This is a genomic window from Micromonospora sp. NPDC047557 (genome assembly GCF_043205095.1).
GTDB lineage: Bacteria > Actinomycetota > Actinomycetes > Mycobacteriales > Micromonosporaceae > Micromonospora.
In genome coordinates this window covers 127,104-144,362 of sequence record NZ_JBIDDK010000012.1, presented here as the reverse complement: position 1 = coordinate 144,362, position 17,259 = coordinate 127,104, and the positions used below count along the sequence as shown (strand labels likewise).

At 69.5% G+C, this 17,259-nt stretch carries 17 protein-coding genes; 9 read left to right on the top strand and 8 right to left on the bottom strand.

All coding sequences use genetic code 11. The features are described 5' to 3' along the window. Window positions 1-12 precede the first annotated feature (12 nt). From ACGGAQ_RS24930 to ACGGAQ_RS24900, 7 genes are all read right to left on the bottom strand, one after another. On the bottom strand, window positions 13-387 hold the full coding sequence (locus tag ACGGAQ_RS24930) for a DUF805 domain-containing protein (protein ID WP_393052890.1): 375 nt from the start codon (window positions 385-387) through the stop codon (window positions 13-15). A 242-nt stretch (window positions 388-629) separates the two neighbouring features. Then, a complete protein-coding gene (locus tag ACGGAQ_RS24925) occupies window positions 630-941 on the bottom strand; it encodes a hypothetical protein (RefSeq protein WP_393052888.1) in 312 nt (103 codons plus the stop codon). A 314-nt stretch (window positions 942-1,255) separates the two neighbouring features. Beyond that, window positions 1,256-2,998 (bottom strand): ABC transporter substrate-binding protein, encoded by a 1,743-nt coding sequence (locus tag ACGGAQ_RS24920; protein WP_393052886.1) that lies wholly within the window; start codon window positions 2,996-2,998, stop codon window positions 1,256-1,258. A gap of 146 nt (window positions 2,999-3,144) precedes the next feature. Continuing rightward, on the bottom strand, window positions 3,145-4,131 hold the full coding sequence (locus tag ACGGAQ_RS24915; RefSeq protein WP_354857043.1) for an ABC transporter permease: 987 nt from the start codon (window positions 4,129-4,131) through the stop codon (window positions 3,145-3,147). Window positions 4,132-4,141: 10 nt separating this feature from the next. Further along, the gene (locus ACGGAQ_RS24910; RefSeq protein WP_393052884.1) at window positions 4,142-5,149 is read right to left on the bottom strand and encodes an ABC transporter permease; all 1,008 of its coding nucleotides are present in this window, start codon (window positions 5,147-5,149) and stop codon (window positions 4,142-4,144) included. Beyond that, complete coding sequence (locus tag ACGGAQ_RS24905) at window positions 5,146-6,192, bottom strand: ABC transporter ATP-binding protein (RefSeq protein ID WP_393052882.1); 1,047 nt, start codon at window positions 6,190-6,192, stop codon at window positions 5,146-5,148. The genes ACGGAQ_RS24910 and ACGGAQ_RS24905 overlap by 4 nt, the downstream gene beginning before the upstream one ends. Next, complete coding sequence (locus tag ACGGAQ_RS24900) at window positions 6,189-7,244, bottom strand: ABC transporter ATP-binding protein (protein ID WP_393052980.1); 1,056 nt, start codon at window positions 7,242-7,244, stop codon at window positions 6,189-6,191. Before ACGGAQ_RS24900 ends, ACGGAQ_RS24905 begins: the two co-directional genes overlap by 4 nt. A gap of 269 nt (window positions 7,245-7,513) precedes the next feature. On the opposite strand from ACGGAQ_RS24900, the gene ACGGAQ_RS24895 reads away from it, so the two are divergent. The 6 genes from ACGGAQ_RS24895 to ACGGAQ_RS24870 all read left to right on the top strand — a co-directional run bounded on the left by ACGGAQ_RS24895 (window position 7,514) and on the right by ACGGAQ_RS24870 (window position 15,036). Beyond that, entirely contained in the window at window positions 7,514-8,062 is a 549-nt protein-coding gene (locus tag ACGGAQ_RS24895) for a Uma2 family endonuclease (RefSeq protein WP_089021897.1), read from the top strand. A 32-nt stretch (window positions 8,063-8,094) separates the two neighbouring features. After that, the gene (locus ACGGAQ_RS24890; protein WP_387258472.1) at window positions 8,095-9,531 is read left to right on the top strand and encodes a TldD/PmbA family protein; all 1,437 of its coding nucleotides are present in this window, start codon (window positions 8,095-8,097) and stop codon (window positions 9,529-9,531) included. A 40-nt stretch (window positions 9,532-9,571) separates the two neighbouring features. After that, window positions 9,572-10,978 (top strand): TldD/PmbA family protein, encoded by a 1,407-nt coding sequence (locus ACGGAQ_RS24885; RefSeq protein WP_393052879.1) that lies wholly within the window; start codon window positions 9,572-9,574, stop codon window positions 10,976-10,978. A 246-nt stretch (window positions 10,979-11,224) separates the two neighbouring features. Then, window positions 11,225-12,031, top strand: a complete 807-nt coding sequence (locus ACGGAQ_RS24880; RefSeq protein WP_354857056.1) for a hypothetical protein — start codon at window positions 11,225-11,227, stop codon at window positions 12,029-12,031. A 12-nt stretch (window positions 12,032-12,043) separates the two neighbouring features. Further along, entirely contained in the window at window positions 12,044-13,972 is a 1,929-nt protein-coding gene (locus ACGGAQ_RS24875) for a fumarate reductase/succinate dehydrogenase flavoprotein subunit (RefSeq protein ID WP_393052877.1), read from the top strand. Next, window positions 13,969-15,036 (top strand): succinate dehydrogenase/fumarate reductase iron-sulfur subunit, encoded by a 1,068-nt coding sequence (locus ACGGAQ_RS24870; protein WP_393052875.1) that lies wholly within the window; start codon window positions 13,969-13,971, stop codon window positions 15,034-15,036. The genes ACGGAQ_RS24875 and ACGGAQ_RS24870 overlap by 4 nt, the downstream gene beginning before the upstream one ends. Before the next feature lie 128 nt (window positions 15,037-15,164). Here the strand turns inward: ACGGAQ_RS24870 and ACGGAQ_RS24865 are convergent, their stop codons facing one another. After that, entirely contained in the window at window positions 15,165-15,605 is a 441-nt protein-coding gene (locus tag ACGGAQ_RS24865) for a (deoxy)nucleoside triphosphate pyrophosphohydrolase (protein WP_393052873.1), read from the bottom strand. 183 nt (window positions 15,606-15,788) lie between these two features. Between ACGGAQ_RS24865 and ACGGAQ_RS24860 the strand changes: the two genes are divergently transcribed. From ACGGAQ_RS24860 to ACGGAQ_RS24850, 3 genes are all read left to right on the top strand, one after another. Continuing rightward, entirely contained in the window at window positions 15,789-16,097 is a 309-nt protein-coding gene (locus tag ACGGAQ_RS24860) for a 4a-hydroxytetrahydrobiopterin dehydratase (RefSeq protein WP_393052871.1), read from the top strand. 129 nt (window positions 16,098-16,226) lie between these two features. Then, a complete protein-coding gene (locus tag ACGGAQ_RS24855) occupies window positions 16,227-16,550 on the top strand; it encodes a hypothetical protein (RefSeq protein WP_088950099.1) in 324 nt (107 codons plus the stop codon). A 138-nt stretch (window positions 16,551-16,688) separates the two neighbouring features. Continuing rightward, on the top strand, window positions 16,689-17,051 hold the full coding sequence (locus ACGGAQ_RS24850; protein ID WP_203147864.1) for a PH domain-containing protein: 363 nt from the start codon (window positions 16,689-16,691) through the stop codon (window positions 17,049-17,051). The last annotated feature ends 208 nt before the right edge of the window (window positions 17,052-17,259 follow it).

The window sequence follows — 17,259 nt, the reverse complement described above, 5'->3', positions numbered from 1 at the left end:
CGCGGACAGCGGTCAGCCCTTGGGGCTGGGGCCGAAACGGTTCGCTCCGGGCGTGCCGTCCTGCACGAAGAACACGATCAGGACGATGGCGCCCACGAGCGGCACCAGACCGATCAGCACCCACCACCCCGTGCGGTCGGTGTCGTGCAGGCGTCGCACCGCGACAGCCAGCGTCGGCAGCAGCAGCAACAGGGAAGCGATAAGACCGATGACACCGCTCGTCGAACCCTCCACGAAGGTCAATCCCAGCACGCTGTCCAGGATCGCGGCGGCAATGCTGACAAGGACAGTGAACAGGGCGAACCACCAGTACTCAGACCGGCGGGCCCGACCCGTAAAGCCGACGTACTGGCTGAGAACCGATTTGATTGCGGCACCGAAGGACATAACTATCTCCCGTTTGTGAGGGGCTCTCAAGGTCATCGCGAAGGCAGCCAAACAGATCGATGTGACGGGGTCAACGGCCGAGCGGTGCGTCATTGCCGCTCAAGCGGTGGTGCTGCCGCACTCTGTCGGCTCCGGGGCGGCCAAGGGCAGCGCCGGATCGAGCGACGGTACGGGAGCGCTGGAATGGCGGCGGCTGGTGTTGTACCAGCGATGCCGGCGTGTCGTCGGCGTCACGGCCGTGTTCAGTCGTCTTCGATGCGTCCGGTCGTGGGGTCAACCATGGCCAGGAAGTCGCGGATGTTCTCCCGGTGCTCGTCGAGTGACAGGCCGGCGGTCGGACTCATACCGAAGCCGTAGCCGGGGTTCGGCCCGCTGAGCCACGTGTAGTCGGTGCCATCGCACTCGTTTCGGCGGAGAGCGAACGTCTCTCCATCGACGTCGAGCGTGCGCGGCGTGGCATCAGCGGCGCCTTCACTCTCGGGGCGCAGGCCGGGCACGGCCTCTGTGGGGGTTTCCCCGTCGCCGTTGCCGTCATCTGGGTAGATCTCCGCCATGTGCCCATCTTCGTGGAATTGTCGGCCCGTCGGACCGATCCGTCCCGGTGGGTGGCGGAGGCGGCCAGCGTGCGCTTTGGCCGGCCCGGCATGTCGATGTGCTGTTGAGCGGTATACCTCAGAGGTATGAATATGACTCTGAGGTATACCGCTCAACAGGGCACCCGTCCCGGCGGAGGTGACCGACGGTCACCGCCGACGGCTGACACGTGCGCGTTGCCGCTGCTGGTGGGCACGCCAAGCCCTAGCTGAAACGGCGAGGCCCCCTCCCGACGACGCTGTGGAGAGGGGGCCCTGCCTGCCTGCGATACGACCTACGGCTTGACGTACGCGTTCACGAACGACGGGTAGCCGAAGACGCTGGAGATGAAGACCCCGCCGGCCTTGGACCCGTGCACGTTGTAGGCCACGTCGACGAAGAGCGGCACCACGGGCGCGTGCTCCTTCATGATCCGCTCGTCGAGCTTGGCCCACTCCGGGCCCTGGTCGGCGGCGGGCATCGCCTGGATGCGGTCCATCTCGGCGTTGATCGCCGGGTCGTTGAAGTAGGACTGGTTGCTGTTGCCCTCGGCCTTGATGGTGCGGCCGTCGTAGAGCACCGGCAGGATCGACGCCCCGCTCGGCCAGTCCGCCGCCCAGTTACCGATGTACAGGTCCCAGGGGTTGTCCTTCTTCTTGACCTCGTCGAGCTTGGCGTCGTCGGAGATGTTCCGCAGCGTGATCTTGAAGCCAGCCCGCTCCAGGTTGGCCTTGAGCTGGGCGCCCTGCTGCTGCTCGGTCGAGTTGTCGGCGACACCGAGGACCAGCTCCGGCGTCTTGCCGCCGAGCAGCTCCTTGGCCTTGTCGACGTTGCCGTTGGCGCCCGCCGGGTACGCGTCGTACGCCTTGTAGCCGATCGTGGCCGACGGCATCAGCGTGGTCATCGGCGCGGCGACGGTCTGCCCGCCCATCGCCTTGATGAGGCCCTCGCGGTCGATGGCGTAGTTGAGCGCCTGACGGACCTTCAGGTCGGTGACCCGCTGGTTGTTGATGACGAGCTGGTTGGCGCTCGGCGTGGGCGAGAGGATGGTGCGCGACTTGAGCGCGGCGTCCCCGGCCACCTTGGCGACCAGCGAGGCGGGCACGGTGTTGAAGGCGAGCGCGCTCTGGTCGGCGCCGTTGTCGGCGATCACCCGGTTGTTGGCGGCGTCCGCCGTCGGGCCGAAGGTCCACACGAACTGGTCCGGGTACTGGTGGCGGACCGGGTCGGTCTTCGGGTCCCAGTTGGGGTTGCGGTCCAGGGTGATCTGCACGCCGACCTGGTTCTTGGCGACCTTGTACGGGCCGGACGAGAACGGCTGCTTGTCCAGGTCGACGCCGGTGTCCTTGTCCGCCGGCAGCGGCGCGGTGGTCGGCAGCGAGACCGCGAACGGCAGGTCACAGCGGGGCTTGGCGAACTCGAAGCGCAGCGTCTTGGCGTCCGGCGTGGTGAGGCCGGGCGGCAGCGACGTCTTGTTCTTCTTGAAGTCCCACTTGGTGTCGAACTGCGGGGTGTCGGCCAGCCACTCCTGGATGTAGGTGGGGCCGCCGGAGAGGTCCGGGTCGAATGAGCGGGCGATGCCGTACGCGATCTCCTTGGAGGTGATCGGTCGGCCGTCCTCGAACTTCACCCCGTCCTTGATGGTGAATTCCCAGACCTTGCAGTCGTTGTTGACGTTCTTGCCCGGCGTCTCGGCCAGGTCGCCAACGAGGACGAGGCCGCCCCTGCCGTCGTCCTTCCAGGTGGTCAGGTAGCGCGCGAAGAGCGGGTTGGTCATCAGGCCGGCAAACGAGTACGTCCGCTGCGGGTCCAGGTGGGAGATCGGCGACTCCCGGATGATGGTGAAGGTGCCGCCCTTCGCGGCGCCGCTCACCTCGGCCGCCGGGCCCTGCGAGTCCTTCGGGTCGGTCGCGATGACCCCGGACTGCTGCCGTTCGGTGTCCACAGTGGTGCCCTCGCCCGTGTTCTTCGAGCACGCACCCAATGCCACCACCAGAGCGATCGCGCCGCCTGCGGCAGCCACCACGCGTGGTCTCATGAAGTACCCCCTTCACCCATGTGTCGTGCGGTTTCGCCGGGGCGAGAACCGCCGACGTCCCGAGGATCGTAAGGAAGAAAACCTACGAGTTGTGTAACAGTTGTCGATAAATTTCGCCACCAGCCGCGCGGTGGCCACCCACCGCGTCAGCGCAGCCGGACCCGGGGGTCGATGGCCGCGTAGAGCAGGTCCACCAGGACGTTCGCCAGCACCACGAAGACGGCCGCGATCAGCACGGTGGCCATGATGGTGGGCAGGTCACCCGAGCGCACCGCGTCCACGGCCGTACGCCCCAGCCCCTGGATGCCGAACGTCGTCTCGGTGATCACCGTCCCGCCCAGCGCCCCGCCCACGTCCAGGCCGGCGATGGTCACCACCGGGGTGATCGCCGCGCGCAGCGCGTGCCGCCCGTACACCGTCGGTTTGGCCAGGCCCTTGGCCCGCGCGGTCCGCACGAAGTCCTCCGACAGCGTCTCCAGCATCTGCGCCCGCGACAGCCGGGCGTAAATGGCCGAGAACAGGAAGGCCAGCGCCACCCAGGCGAGCACCAGCCCACTGGCCCACTTCGCCGGATTGTCGAACAGGGACGTGTAGCTGGGCACCGGCAGCAGCCGCAGGTTGTAGACGAACACCAGCAGCAGCACCGCGCCCACGAAGTAGAGCTGCAACGACGCGCCGGTCAGCGAGAAGCCGATGGCCAGGCGGTCCAGCCAGGTGCCCCGGCGCAGCGCCGAGATCATGCCCAGCCCCACCCCGAGCAGCAGCCAGAGGATCGCCGCGGGGATCACGATGCTCAGCGTCACCGGCAGCACCCGGGCGATGGTGTCCGAGACCGCCTCGTTGGAGACGTACGACCAGCCCAGGCAGGGCGCGTCACACCGGCCGCCCTGCGCGCTGCCCAGGTCACGACCGGTGACGATGCCCTTCATGTAACCGGCGTACTGGCTGATCAGCGGGTCGTTCAAGCCCAGGTCGTCGCGGACCCGCTCGAGCCGCTCCGGGTTGCAGTTCTTCGGGCACATGCCGGTCACCGGGTCACGCGGCAGGGCGAAGAACATCAGGAAGGTCAGCACGCTCACCGCGAACAGGGTCAGCGTCGCGGAGAACAGCCGCTTGATCAGAAACCGTGACATGAGTCCACCCCTACCGGGACGACTTCGGGTCGAGCGCGTCCCGCAACGCGTCGCCGAAAAGGTTGAAGGCGAACACCAGCGCGAAGATCGTGATGCCCGGGAAGAACACGTACGCCGGGTCGGTCTGGAGGAAGTCCAGACTGCGGTAGATCATCCGGCCGAAGCTCGGCGTCTCGTCGCTGAGGCCGACGCCGATGAACGACAACGCGGCCTCGCTGGTGATGAACTGCGGCACGGCGAGGGAGAACGACACCAGGATCGGCGCCCAGATGTTCGGCAGCAGTTGCCGGAAGATGATGTGCCCCAGCCCGGCGCCGCTGGCCTTGGCGGCCTCCACGAACTCCCGCTCGCGCAGCGCGATCACCTGCCCGCGCACCAGGCGGGCCGTGCTGGTCCAACCGAAGATGGCGAACACGGCGATCAGCACGCCCACCCCGAAGGCGGACGACACCTGCCCCCGCTCGCCGTAGAAGCGCAGCGTGATGGTGGGAGTGAGCGCCAGCGCGATGATCAGGAACGGCATGGCGAGGGTCAGGTCGGTGATCCAGTTGATCACCGCGTCCAGCCAGCCGCCGAGGTAACCCGCCAGCGCGCCGAGCACGATGCCGATCGTGGCGGTGATCAGCGCGGCGGCGAACGCGATGAACAACGACGTCCGCAGCCCGTAGATCAACCGGATGAAGATGTCCCGGCCAAGCCCAGGCTCCAGCCCGAACCAGTGGTCCCCGGTGACACCCCCGACGTAACCCAGCGGCATGCCGAAGCCGTCCAGCAGGCTCTGGAACTGCTCGCGCGGCCCAATCCCGTAGACCATCTCGATCAGCGGGGCGGAAAGCCCAAGGAGCAGGAAGAACACCAGGAGTACGCCGCTGACGACGGCCGTCCGGTCCCGACGCAGCCGCAGCCAGGCGAGCTGACCGGGCGAACGCCCGACGACGCCCTTGGCCTCGGGCCCGCCCGGGTCCGCGCTGGACTCGATCTCGGCGAGCGCCACACCCTCCACCGGAGACAGGCTCACGACGACACCTCCTCGACGTTCGCTGCGACGCCGCGACCTGTTCCGGCGGCGGCCACGTCCGGGCCGGCGTCGGCCGGCTCGGGGAAGTGACACGCGGTGGCCTGCCGACCGCCGTCGCGCGGCACCAGCGCCGGCTCCTCGGTGGCGCAGATGTCCTGCGCCTTCCAGCACCGGGTGCGGAACCGGCAGCCCGACGGCGGGTCGAGCGGGGTGGGCACGTCGCCGGTCAGCCGGATCCGGCCCGCCGGGCCGAGCTGCGTGACGTCCGGGATGGCCGAGAGCAGAGCCCGGGTGTACGGATGCTGCGGGCGCTCGTAGATGTCCGCCCGGTCGCCGATCTCCACGATCCGCCCGAGGTACATGACCGCTACCCGCTGGCAGAAGTGCCGGACCACGGCCAGGTCGTGCGCGATGAACACGAACGCCAGGCCCAGCTCCCGTTGCAGGTCGCGCAGCAGGTTGACGACCTGCGCCTGGATCGAGACGTCCAGGGCGGACACCGGCTCGTCGGCGACGATCAGCTTCGGCCGCAGGGCCAGCGCGCGGGCGATACCGATGCGCTGGCGCTGGCCGCCGGAGAACTCGTGCGGATACCGGTTGTAGTGCTCCGGGTTCAGCCCGACCAGCTCCAGCAGCTCCTGCACCCGCGCCTTGATCCCGCCCGGCGGCTTGATCCCGTTGACCTGCAACGGCATCGCCACGATCCGACCCACCGTGTGCCGGGGGTTCAGCGACGCGTACGGGTCCTGGAAGATGATCTGAAGTTCCTGCCGCAGCGGGCGCAGCTCGCGGCGGCCGGCGTGGGTGATGTCCCGCCCGTCGAACTCGATGCTGCCGGCGGTCGGCTCCAGCAGCCGCACCAGCATCCGGCCGGTGGTCGTCTTGCCGCAGCCGGACTCCCCCACCAGGCCGAGCGTCTCGCCAGGGCGTACGTCGAAGTCGAGACCGTCGACCGCCCGCACCAGGCCGGTGCCGCGCAGTCCCTGGCGGACCGGGAAGTGCTTGGTCAGTCCGCGCACGCGCAGCAGTGGTTCATCGGTCATCGGGCCACCCCCACGGATGCCACGTTCTCGGCGTAGATCGCGGCGCGTTCCTCGGCGCTCAGATGGCAGGCCACCAGGTGGCCGTCGGCCCCGGCCGGACGCAGCTCGGGCACCTCCGTGCGGGACCGGTCGCCGACGCGGTCGTCGTAGCGGCAGCGTGGGTGGAAGGCGCAGCCGGTCGGCAGGTTGATCAGGCTGGGCGGGTTGCCGGGAATCGGCACCAGGTCCGCGTCCGCGTCGCCGTGCAGCGACGGCACGCTGGAGAGCAACCCCCAGGTGTACGGATGCTGCGGCGAGCGGAGCACCTGCTCGACGCTGCCGTGCTCGACGGCCCGCCCGCCGTACATCACCAGCACCTCGTCGGCGACCTGACCGACGACGCCGAGGTCGTGCGTGATCAGGATGATCGCGGAGTGGAACTCGGCCTGGAGGTCGGCGAGCAGGTCCAGGATCTGCGCCTGCACGGTGACGTCCAGCGCGGTGGTCGGCTCGTCGGCGATCAGCAGCGCGGGGTCGTTGACCAGGGACATCGCGATCATCGCCCGTTGGCGCATCCCGCCCGAGAACTCGTGCGGGTACTGGTCATAGCGGCGGGCCGGCTGCGGGATGCCGACCCGGTCCAGCATGTCCACCGCGCGCTGGCGGGCCTCGCGCCGGTTGGCCTTCGGGTGGTGCACCCGGTACGCCTCGGCGATCTGCCGGCCGACGCTGTAGTACGGGTGCAACGCGGACAGCGGATCCTGGAAGATCATCGCCATGTCCCGGCCGCGCAGCCGGCGTACCTCCTCGTCGGGCAGGCCGACCAACTGCCGGCCGCCGACGGAGATCTCGCCGGTGATGGTGGCCCGCTTGGGGTCGTGCAGGCCGAGGATGGCCAGCGACGTGACGCTCTTGCCGGAGCCGGACTCGCCGACGATGCCGAGAGTGCGGCCCCGCTCGACGGCGAACGACACCCCGTCGACCGCGCGCACCACGCCGTCGGAGGTGTCGAACCGGACCCGCAGGTCACTCACCCGCAGGTAGGCGTCCTGGTCGGAGCGCTGTGCCGGCACGGCGGGACGGTCGTCCGGGTCCCCGGACGGCGACGGTTCCGAGCTGTCCACGGCCACCTCCCTCAGTGACGAAGAGAACTTACAACAAAGTCCCGAGGGTGAAAATAAGCTACAAAGTCGGCACGTGTCAGCGGGCCCGAGCGTAACGAGTCCGCATCGGCCCTGAACAGCCCTCACCTCGGGCATTCATGGTCTTAAGCGCACGTCAGGTGCGATCATTGGCCGAGCACTCAGCAGAGGATTCCCGCTGGCACGAGGTGGAGGTGAAGATGACCGCGGCGGTGTTCAACCACGAAGGCCCGTGGACCGAAGAGGAGTACCTCGCCCTCGGCGAGACGCAGCAACGCGTCGAACTCTTCGACGGGAGCCTCCACGTGACCCCAGCCCCCACCCCCCGACACCAGAACATCTCCGGCGAGCTACGCGCGGTGCTACGAGCCCCGGTTCGCGAAGCCGGCCTGCACGTCCTGGAAGCGGTCAACGTCCGCCTGCGGCCCGGCCGGATTCCGATCCCCGATCTTGTCATCACCGGGCCAATCGACTTCGACGAACTCAACGTCGAGGCAGGGGACGTGCGGCTGGTTTGCGAGATCATCTCGCCGAGCAACGCGTCGACCGACAAGGTGCTCAAGATGCACTACTACGCCGCCGCCGGCATCGAGTGGTATCTCCTGGTCGAGCAGGACAGCGGCACCATGCATCTGTACCGGCGGCGGGGCGGTCACTACACCGAGCAGTCCGTAACCCGACCGGGCGATCTGTTGGTGCTCACTGAGCCGGTGAAGGCCACCATCCGGCCGGAGGATCTGCTCCCCTGACGGGTGTCGGTCGGCTGGCCTAGGGTCGGTCCATGACCGAGTTCGACGCGGCCACCGCCGCCGTCCAGGCCGCCCTCGACGCGGGAGCGCGGTACGCCGACGCGCGGGTGATGCACCGCCGCTACGAGTCGATGACCGCGCGCAACGGCGACGTGGAGGAGCTGACCCAGGACGAGAGCATCGGGCTGGGCGTACGGGCGCTGGTCGGCGCGAGTTGGGGCTTTCACGCCGTACCCGATCTGTCGGATGCCGCCGCCCGCGACGCCGGCCGGCGCGCGACCCGGACCGCGATGGCGAGCGCGCGGGTGCCCGGCCCGCCGGTCGACCTGGTCGCGGTCGAGGCGGTCGCGGCGAGCTGGGCTTCGGACTGCCGGATCGACCCGCTCGGGGTGCCCCTGTCGGACAAGGGCGACCTGCTGGTCGGCGCGACCCGCACGATGGCCGAGCACGGCGCGGACCTGGCCGAGGGGCTGTACCAGATCTGGGACACCGCCAAGTGGTTCGTCTCCAGCGAGGGCCACCGGATCGACCAGCGCATCCGCGAGTGCGGCGGCGGCATCTCGGCCACCTCGATCGGTGACGGCGAGACACAGCGGCGCTCCTGGCCCAGCTACCGCGGGCAGTACGGCACCACCGGCTGGGAGCTGGTCGAGTCGCTCGACCTGGCCGCGCACGCCGCGCAGATCGCCGAGGAGTCCCGGGCGCTGCTGACCGCGCCGCCCTGCCCGGCCGGCGAGACGGATCTGATCCTCGGCGGCGAGCAGTTGGCCTTGCAGATCCACGAGTCGGTCGGGCACGCCATCGAACTGGACCGGATCCTCGGCTGGGAGGCCGCGTTCGCCGGCACGTCCTGGCTGGACCTCGCCCAGCTCGGCTCGCTGCGCTACGGCTCCGAGCTGATGAACATCACGATCGACCCGACGATCCCCGGCGCGCTGGGCAGCTTCGGCTTCGACGACGAGGGCTCACCTGCGGTCAAGCGGGACGCGGTGCGCGACGGTCGCTGGGTGGGAGTGCTCGCCGGCCGGGACTCGGCGGCCATGGCCGGCCTCGACTACGGCGGCAGCGTCCGCGCCGACGGATGGGCCCGGCTGCCGATGGTGCGGATGACAAACGTCGGCCTGGAACCCGGCCCGCACACCCTGGAGGAGATCATCGCGGCCACCGACGACGGCGTGCTGATGGACCTCAACCGGTCCTGGTCGATCGACGACAAGCGGCTCAACTTCCAGTTCGGCTGCGAGGTCGGCTGGGAGATCAAGAAGGGTCGCCGGGGGCGGATGCTGCGCAATCCCACGTACACCGGGATCGGTCCGCTCTTCTGGCGCTCGATGGACATGCTCTCCGGCGAGACGGTGCCCTGGGGGACGCCCAACTGCGGAAAGGGCCAGCCGGGCCAGATCGGGCACACCGGCCATCCGGCCGCGCCGGCCCGCTTCCGCAACGTCCGGGTGGGGGTGTCGGCGTGAACGCTGTACGCGCCGCGCAGTCGCGACCAAAGGAGCTGCCGTGAGTGGGGCGAGGGAGTTGGAGCTGGCCGGGCAGGTCATCGAGCTGGTTCGGCGTCTCGGCGGGCCGGCCGCGCAGGCCGAGGCGGTGGTGACCCGGGCGGACCTGGCGCTGACCCGGTTCGCCAACTCGGCCATCCATCAGAACGTCGCCGAGTCCACCGTCGGCGTCCGGCTGCGGGTGCACGTCGACGGACGGACCGCCGCCGGCAGCGGCAGCGTGGTCACCACCGACGGGTTGGGCGCGCTGGTGGAGCGCACCCTGGCGGCGGCGCGGCTCTGCCCGCCCGACCCGGGTTGGCCGGGGCTGGCCCCGCCGACACCCACACCGGACGCCCCGCCCGTCGACGAGGCCACCGCCCACGCCGAGCCGGACCAGCGGGCCGACCGGGTCGGCGCGTTCGTGGCCGCCGCCGGGGGCCTCATTACGGCGGGATACTGCCGCACCGCGCACCGCTCGTCGGCGTTCGCCAACTCGGCCGGGCACACCGCGTACGGTCGCTCGGCGGAGGCGGCGATGGACGGCATCGCCCGGCGCGACGGCGCGGACGGGGTGGCCCGACGCTGCGTCGACCGGCTGTCCGACCTCGACGGTGCCGAGCTGGGAGCGCACGCCGCCGCGAAGGCGCAGGCGGCGGCCGACCCGGTCGAGCTGCCGCCGGGGCGCTACGAGGTGGTGTTCGAGCCGGCCGCCGTGGCGGACCTGCTGCAGAACCTCTCCTGGTTCGGCTTCAACGGCAAGCGGTACGCGGAGCGGCAGTCCTTCGCCGAGCCGGGCGCGGCCCAGTTCGACCGACAGGTGTCCCTGGTGGATGACCCGCTGGGCGCGTCGGGTCTGCCGTTCGACGCCGAGGGCACCGGCCGGCGGGCGGTGACCCTTGTCGAGGCGGGCACCACGCGAGCGATCGCGCACGACCGCCGGACGGCCGCCGAGGCGGGCGCGGAGTCCACCGGGCACGCGATCGCGGGCGGTGCCACCTGGGGCCCCATGGCCCGCAACCTGCGGCTCTCTCCCGCAACGGCGGGCCCGGCCAGCGCGGTGGGCCGGAGCACCACGGGCACGGCGGCCGGCGCGGTGGTGGACACGGACACCGCGGCGCTGGTCGCCGGGGTGCGGCGCGGGCTGCTGGTGACCGATCTGTGGTACACGCGGGTGCTCGACCCGAAGAGCCTCGTCGTCACCGGGTTGACCCGCAACGGGGTCTGGCTGATCGAGGACGGCACGGTCGTCCGGGCGGTCCGCGACCTGCGGTTCACCGAGTCGTACCCCCGGGCGCTCGGGCCGGGCGCGGTGCTCGGGCTGGGCTCGCGGGCGGTGCGTCAACCGGACCGGGTGGACGGCGCCTGGTGGGCAGCACCGTCGGTGCGGCTCGCGTCCTGGCACTTCACCGGCGGCGCCTCCGGCTGACGTTTCTCGACGACGCGCCGCAAACCCGCGCGCTGAGGGCTTTTCCGCAGGCCAGACACACGGGACACTCCCTTGCGCGGACGGCTCGCAGAGATCGGCGTAACGTGTGTCACTTAGCTGCGTCGGTCGATCCGGCGTGGTCGTTGGTGTGCGCATGACGTGGCAGCGGGTGCGGGTTCGCCGGTCCGCGTGCCGACCGGAGAGAGGCCAGCCCGCCCGTACGGGCCCGTCGAGGAGACGACTCGAATGACTTCAACGGCAACGAGGCCGCGGGGAGCGCGGGCGCGCGCCGCCATCGCGGCGAAGACGTTGCGTACCGACCGCTGGTGGTTCGCCCCGCTGATCACCGTGATCGGGCTCAGCGCCTGGGTCGCGTACGCGACGGTCCGGGTGTTCATGCACAAGTGGTACTGGGTGGATCAGTTCCACTACCTGACCCCGTTCTACTCCCCGTGCGTGACCGACCGGTGCGTCGAGGAAGCCTCGCACTTCGGCCGGTTCCTGCCCGGCTGGTGGATCATCCCGGACGCGGCGCTGACCCTGCCGTTCCTGCTGCTGTTCCGGCTCACCTGCTACTACTACCGCAAGGCGTACTACCGGTCGTTCTGGCTGTCGCCGCCGGCCTGCGCCGTTCCCGACGGCCACAAGGAGTACGCCGGGGAGACCCGTTTCCCGCTGCTCGGCCAGAACCTGCACCGCTACTTCTTCTACGCCGCCGCGATCATTTCGCTGATCAACACGTGGGACGCGATCCTCGCCTTCCACTCGCCGAAGGGCTTCGGCTTCGGCCTGGGCAACCTCGTCCTGCTGCTCAACGTGGTGATGCTCTGGGCGTACACCATCTCCTGCCACTCCTGCCGGCACATCATCGGCGGGCGGCTCAAGCACTTCTCCAAGCACCCGGTGCGCTACCGGGCCTGGACCTTCGTCTCGGCGTTGAACGTCCGGCACATGCAGCTCGCCTGGATCACCCTCGGCACCCTCGCGCTTACCGACTTCTACGTCATGGCGCTCGCGGCCGGCTGGTTCAACGACCTGCGGTTCATCAACTAAAGGGCCCCTGACATGACCACTACCACTCGCATCGAACGACACCACTACGACGTCGTCGTCATCGGGGCCGGCGGCGCCGGCCTGCGCGCGGCCATCGAGGCCCGGCTCGCCGGCAAGAAGACCGCGATCATCTCCAAGTCGCTGTTCGGCAAGGCCCACACGGTGATGGCCGAGGGCGGCGCCGCCGCCGCGATGGGCAACGTGAACAGCCGGGACAGCTGGCAGGTGCACTTCCGCGACACCATGCGCGGCGGCAAGTTCCTCAACAACTTCCGGATGGCCGAGCTGCACGCAAAAGAGTCGCCGCAGCGGATCTGGGAGCTGGAGACGTACGGCGCGCTCTTCGACCGCACCAAGGACGGCAAGATCTCCCAGCGCAACTTCGGCGGACACGAGTACCCCCGACTGGCGCACGTGGGCGACCGGACGGGCCTGGAGCTGATCCGCACCCTCCAGCAGAAGATCGTCTCGCTCCAGCAGGAGGACAAGCGCGAGTTCGGCTCGTACGACGCCCGGATCCGGGTGTTCTCCGAGACGACCATCACCGAGCTGCTGCTCGACGGCGACCGGGTCGCGGGCGCCTTCGGCTACTACCGCGAGTCCGGCGAGTTCATCCTCTTCGAGGCGCCGGCCGTGGTGCTGGCCACCGGCGGTGTCGGGCGCTCCTACAAGGTCACGTCGAACTCCTGGGAGTACACCGGGGACGGGCACGCGTTGGCGCTGCGCGCCGGGGCGACGCTGATCAACATGGAGTTCCTCCAGTTCCACCCGACCGGCATGGTCTGGCCGCCCTCGGTGAAGGGCATCCTGGTCACCGAGTCGGTCCGCGGCGACGGCGGCGTGCTGAAGAACTCCGAGGGCAAGCGGTTCATGTTCGACTACGTCCCCGACGTCTTCCGCAAGCAGTACGCGGAGACCGAGGAGGAGGCGGACCGCTGGTACACCGACCCGGACAACAACCGGCGTCCACCGGAGCTGCTGCCCCGCGACGAGGTGGCCCGCGCGATCAACAGTGAGGTCAAGGCCGGTCGGGGCTCCCCCGCGGGCGGTGTCTTCCTGGACATCGCGAGCCGGCGCTCGGCCGACGAGATCCGCCGCCGGCTGCCCTCGATGTACCACCAGTTCAAGGAGCTGGCCGACGTCGACATCACGGCCGAGCCGATGGAGGTCGGGCCGACCTGCCACTACGTGATGGGTGGCGTGGAGGTGGACCCGGACTCGGGCGCCGCCTTCGGCCACGTACGCGGGCTGTTCGCCGCCGGTGAGGTCTCCGGCGGCATGCACGGCTCCAACCGGCTGGGCGGCAACTCCCTGTCCGACCTGCTGGTCTTCGGCAAGCGGGCGGGCGGGCACGCGGCCAGCTACGCCGACGGGCTGGCCGCCCGGCCGAAGGTGGCCGTGGACGCGGTCGAGGCGGCGGTGGAGACCGCCCTGGCTCCGCTGCAACGGGACACCGGCGAGAGCCCGTACACCCTCCAGCAGGACCTCCAGGCGGTCATGGGGGATCTCGTCGGAATCATCCGACGCGAAGGCGAGCTGGCCGACGCCCTGGTGCGACTGGCCGAGCTGCGCGAGCGGGTCGCCAAGGTGAGCGCCGCCGGCGGCCGGCGCTACAACCCGGGCTGGCACCTGGCCCTGGACCTGCGCAACATGCTTGTGGTCTCGGAGTGCACCGCGAAGGCGGCGTTGGAGCGGCAGGAGTCGCGCGGCGGGCACACCCGGGAGGACTATCCGGCGATGGAGCCGAAGTGGCGGCAGGTCAACCTGGTCTGCTCGCTGGACGGCGACAGCGTACGGCTGACCCGTAAGCTGCTGCCGAAGATGCGGCCGGAGCTGATCAGCCTCTTCGACCGGGCCGAGCTGGCCAAGTACCTCACCGACGAGGAGCTCGCCGACTTCGACGCTTCTCTCGCCGACGCTGGAGAGGCGGACAACCGATGAGCGCGAAGCGTCAGTTCCGGATCTGGCGGGGCGACGAGACCGGCGGCGACCTGCAGGATTACATGGTCGAGGTGAACGAGGGCGAGGTCGTCCTCGACGTCATCCACCGCCTGCAGGCCACCGACGCGCCCGACCTGGCCTGCCGGTGGAACTGCAAGGCCGGCAAGTGCGGCTCCTGCTCGATGGAGATCAACGGCAAGCCGCGGCTGGGCTGCATGACCCGGATGTCGACCTTCGGCGACGAGGAGACCGTCACGGTCACGCCGCTGCGGACCTTCCCCGTCATCCGGGATCTGGTCACCGACGTGTCGTTCAACTACGAGAAGGCGCGGGAGACCCCGGCGTTCGCCCCTCCGGCGGACGTCGCCCCGGGCGACTACCGGATGCAGCAGGTCGACGTCGAGCGCTCGCAGGAGTTCCGCAAGTGCATCGAGTGCTTCCTGTGCCAGAACGTCTGCCACGTGATCCGCGACCACGAGGAGAACAAGCAGGCGTTCTCCGGCCCGCGGTACTTCATCCGGGCTGCCGAGCTGGACATGCACCCGCTGGACGCCCGGACCGACCGCAGGGAGTACGCGCAGGCCGAACAGGGCCTCGGTTTCTGCAACATCACCAAGTGCTGCACCGAGGTCTGCCCCGAGCACATCAAGATCACCGACAACGGGATCATCCCCATGAAGGAACGCGTCGTCGACCGCAGGTACGATCCCCTTGTGTGGCTTGGTAGCAAGATCTTCCGTCGGGGCGAGACGCCCCAGACCAGCGTGACCACCGCCCGTCCGGGCTCGGCGAGCCTGCCGGGCACGAGCCGGGGCGGGACGCACTCGCACGCGGGTGGCTCGCACGACCCGCAGGCTGAGGCGCAGGCGCAGAGCGGCGTGAACTGGCACCGGGAGGTGCCGCACCCCACCGCGCCGGCGGTCGACGACCGGGGCCGGCTGCCGCTGACCGAGCTCACCTTCGACCGGGCCGCCGCGCCGTCGCCGTTCGGCGACGACGTGACCTTCCCGATGCATCCGGAGCACCTCAACTTCGCGCACCCCGACCAGGACGACAAGCACTGAGCACGACCACCCGAACGGGGGCCCCGGCAATAGCCGGGGCCCCCGTCCGCATACCCCCACCCGACCGGCCCTGTTGATCATGAAGTTGTTGCCCTGCCGACCGGCGTGTCGGGGCAATAACTTCATGATCAACCAGCGAGGAGGCGGGGGCGCAGGGCGGCGACGATGGGTGCGTCGGCGGGGAGCCAGGTGACCGAGTCCAGCTCGTCGGCGGCGAGCCAGCGCAGCGCCTGATGCTCCAACGCCCGCGGTTCATCGCCGTGCAGGAGGCGGGCCGCGTACACCTTGAGCACCGAGCGGCCGTGGGCCATCCGGACGTTGCGGCCGACCCGGTCGCCGATCTCCACGCGTACGGCCAACTCCTCGGCGCACTCCCGGATCAGCGCCTCGGTCTCCCCCTCCCCCGGCTCGACCTTCCCGCCGGGGAACTCCCACATGCCGGCCACCTCGGGCGGGGCGGAGCGCGCACACGCGAGCACCCGTCCGTCCCGGATGATCGCCGCCCCCACGATCACCTTCAGGTCCCGTCGTTCGGCCTGCCCGTCGCCATTAGCCCGTTCGGTCTGCACGGGCGTCCAGGGTGCCAGATCAATCGGCGGTTTGGGTACCGACGCCGTCCGCTAGGCCAACAGAACACGGAAGTGTGGGCGTGGACACCCTTACCGAGCGACGACAGACTAGAAGGCACCGACAAGACACGGGATGGCGACGATTTGGCCACAAGCCGGCAACGGCGCTTGGGGGGTGCGGTGATGCGCGTGCTGTTCAACAGCCGAGCCAAGCACGACTACCTGTCCGACGCGTTGACCTTGCTAACCGGTTGGACGCGGGAGGGTGAACAGATCCGGCGGACGCTCGTGATCGACGATACCCAACACGCGGCGCTAACTGAACGGGTCAAGGTCGTCGCCGACGCTCTGCACCTACGTCCCGAGATCAGCCGCCGGTCCGACAGCACCCTGATCCGGGTCGGGCACGGCAACGACGAGCCGCTGACCGAGGGCGAGGTCCTGCTGGCCGCCCGCATCGAGGACGCGTACCGCGCGGTCACCGAGTCCTGAGACTCTGTTGAAAGTCTTGTGAAGACCTGAGGTTTCCCTGAAAGGCACTCGGGTACCAGTTCGACACGGGAGCCAACAAAGCCCTCGAAACGAGCGGGACCTTCCAAATAGTGCTTTTCAGGAGCTGATATGACCACCCCCACGCAGAACCGCGCCAACGACCACGTCGAGCACGCCGGTCAGCACGACGTCCGCCGCGTCAACCGCCGCGGCGACGAGACGAAGCCGTCCTGGAAGACCAGCGAGCTGGCGATCTACGTGCTCGCCGTCATCGGTGTGCTGATCGCCTCGAACGCCGTCGGCGACGGTGCCGCCAACGACGGTGGGGACTACTTCGCCGCCGACAAGGCCTGGTGGTACATCACCCTGCTGACCATCGGCTATCTGGTGAGCCGGGGCCTGGCCAAGGCCGGCAGCCGCAGCACGGACCACGACCCCCGCAGCGACCACTGACCTACCGCCGGAGCCCCGCGCCTGCCCGCTTCCACACGGGGAGGTGCGGGGCTTCCGCATGTCGCCAGGCGTGGCCAACCCGCGGGCACCGAACCGGTCGACCGGTCACGTTGGCACCGGCTTTCTAGCCTGGGTCGCATGGCGAACATCGCGTACGACCGCAAAGAGCAGGTCCAGCAGATCGAGAGTGGCCTCCTCGACGGCGAGCAGATCATCGCCGTCTACGACGCCGTCGGCACCGGCACCGGGTTCATCGGGCTGACCGACCGCCGCGTGATCATCCAGGACCGCTCGTTCGTCGGGAAGCGGTTCGCGATCACCAGTATCCCGTACTCGAAGATCACCAGCGTGAGCGTGGTCAGCAACAAGTCGTGGGGTGGTTCGTTCTTCTCCACCGGCGCCATCGCCATCCACGTCGGCACGCACACCTACGAGGTGGAGTTCCGTGGCGCGCAGAAGAGCCACCACGTACACAACGTGATCCTGCACCACATCTCCTGACCGCACGTCCCGTCGCGGGCCCGGCTGGCGTAATTGCCTTGCCGGGCCCGCGGCGTCTCTGGTGTCCTCGGTCCACAGCCGCGCGGAAGGAGCATCCGACATGCCCCACTCGACGAAGTCCCTCCGACCCGACCTCATCCGATCCGAGGAATCGAGACTTCGTGAGCAGGACCGTTCCCCTGGCGCTGCTAGGCGCCACTGATCCCAA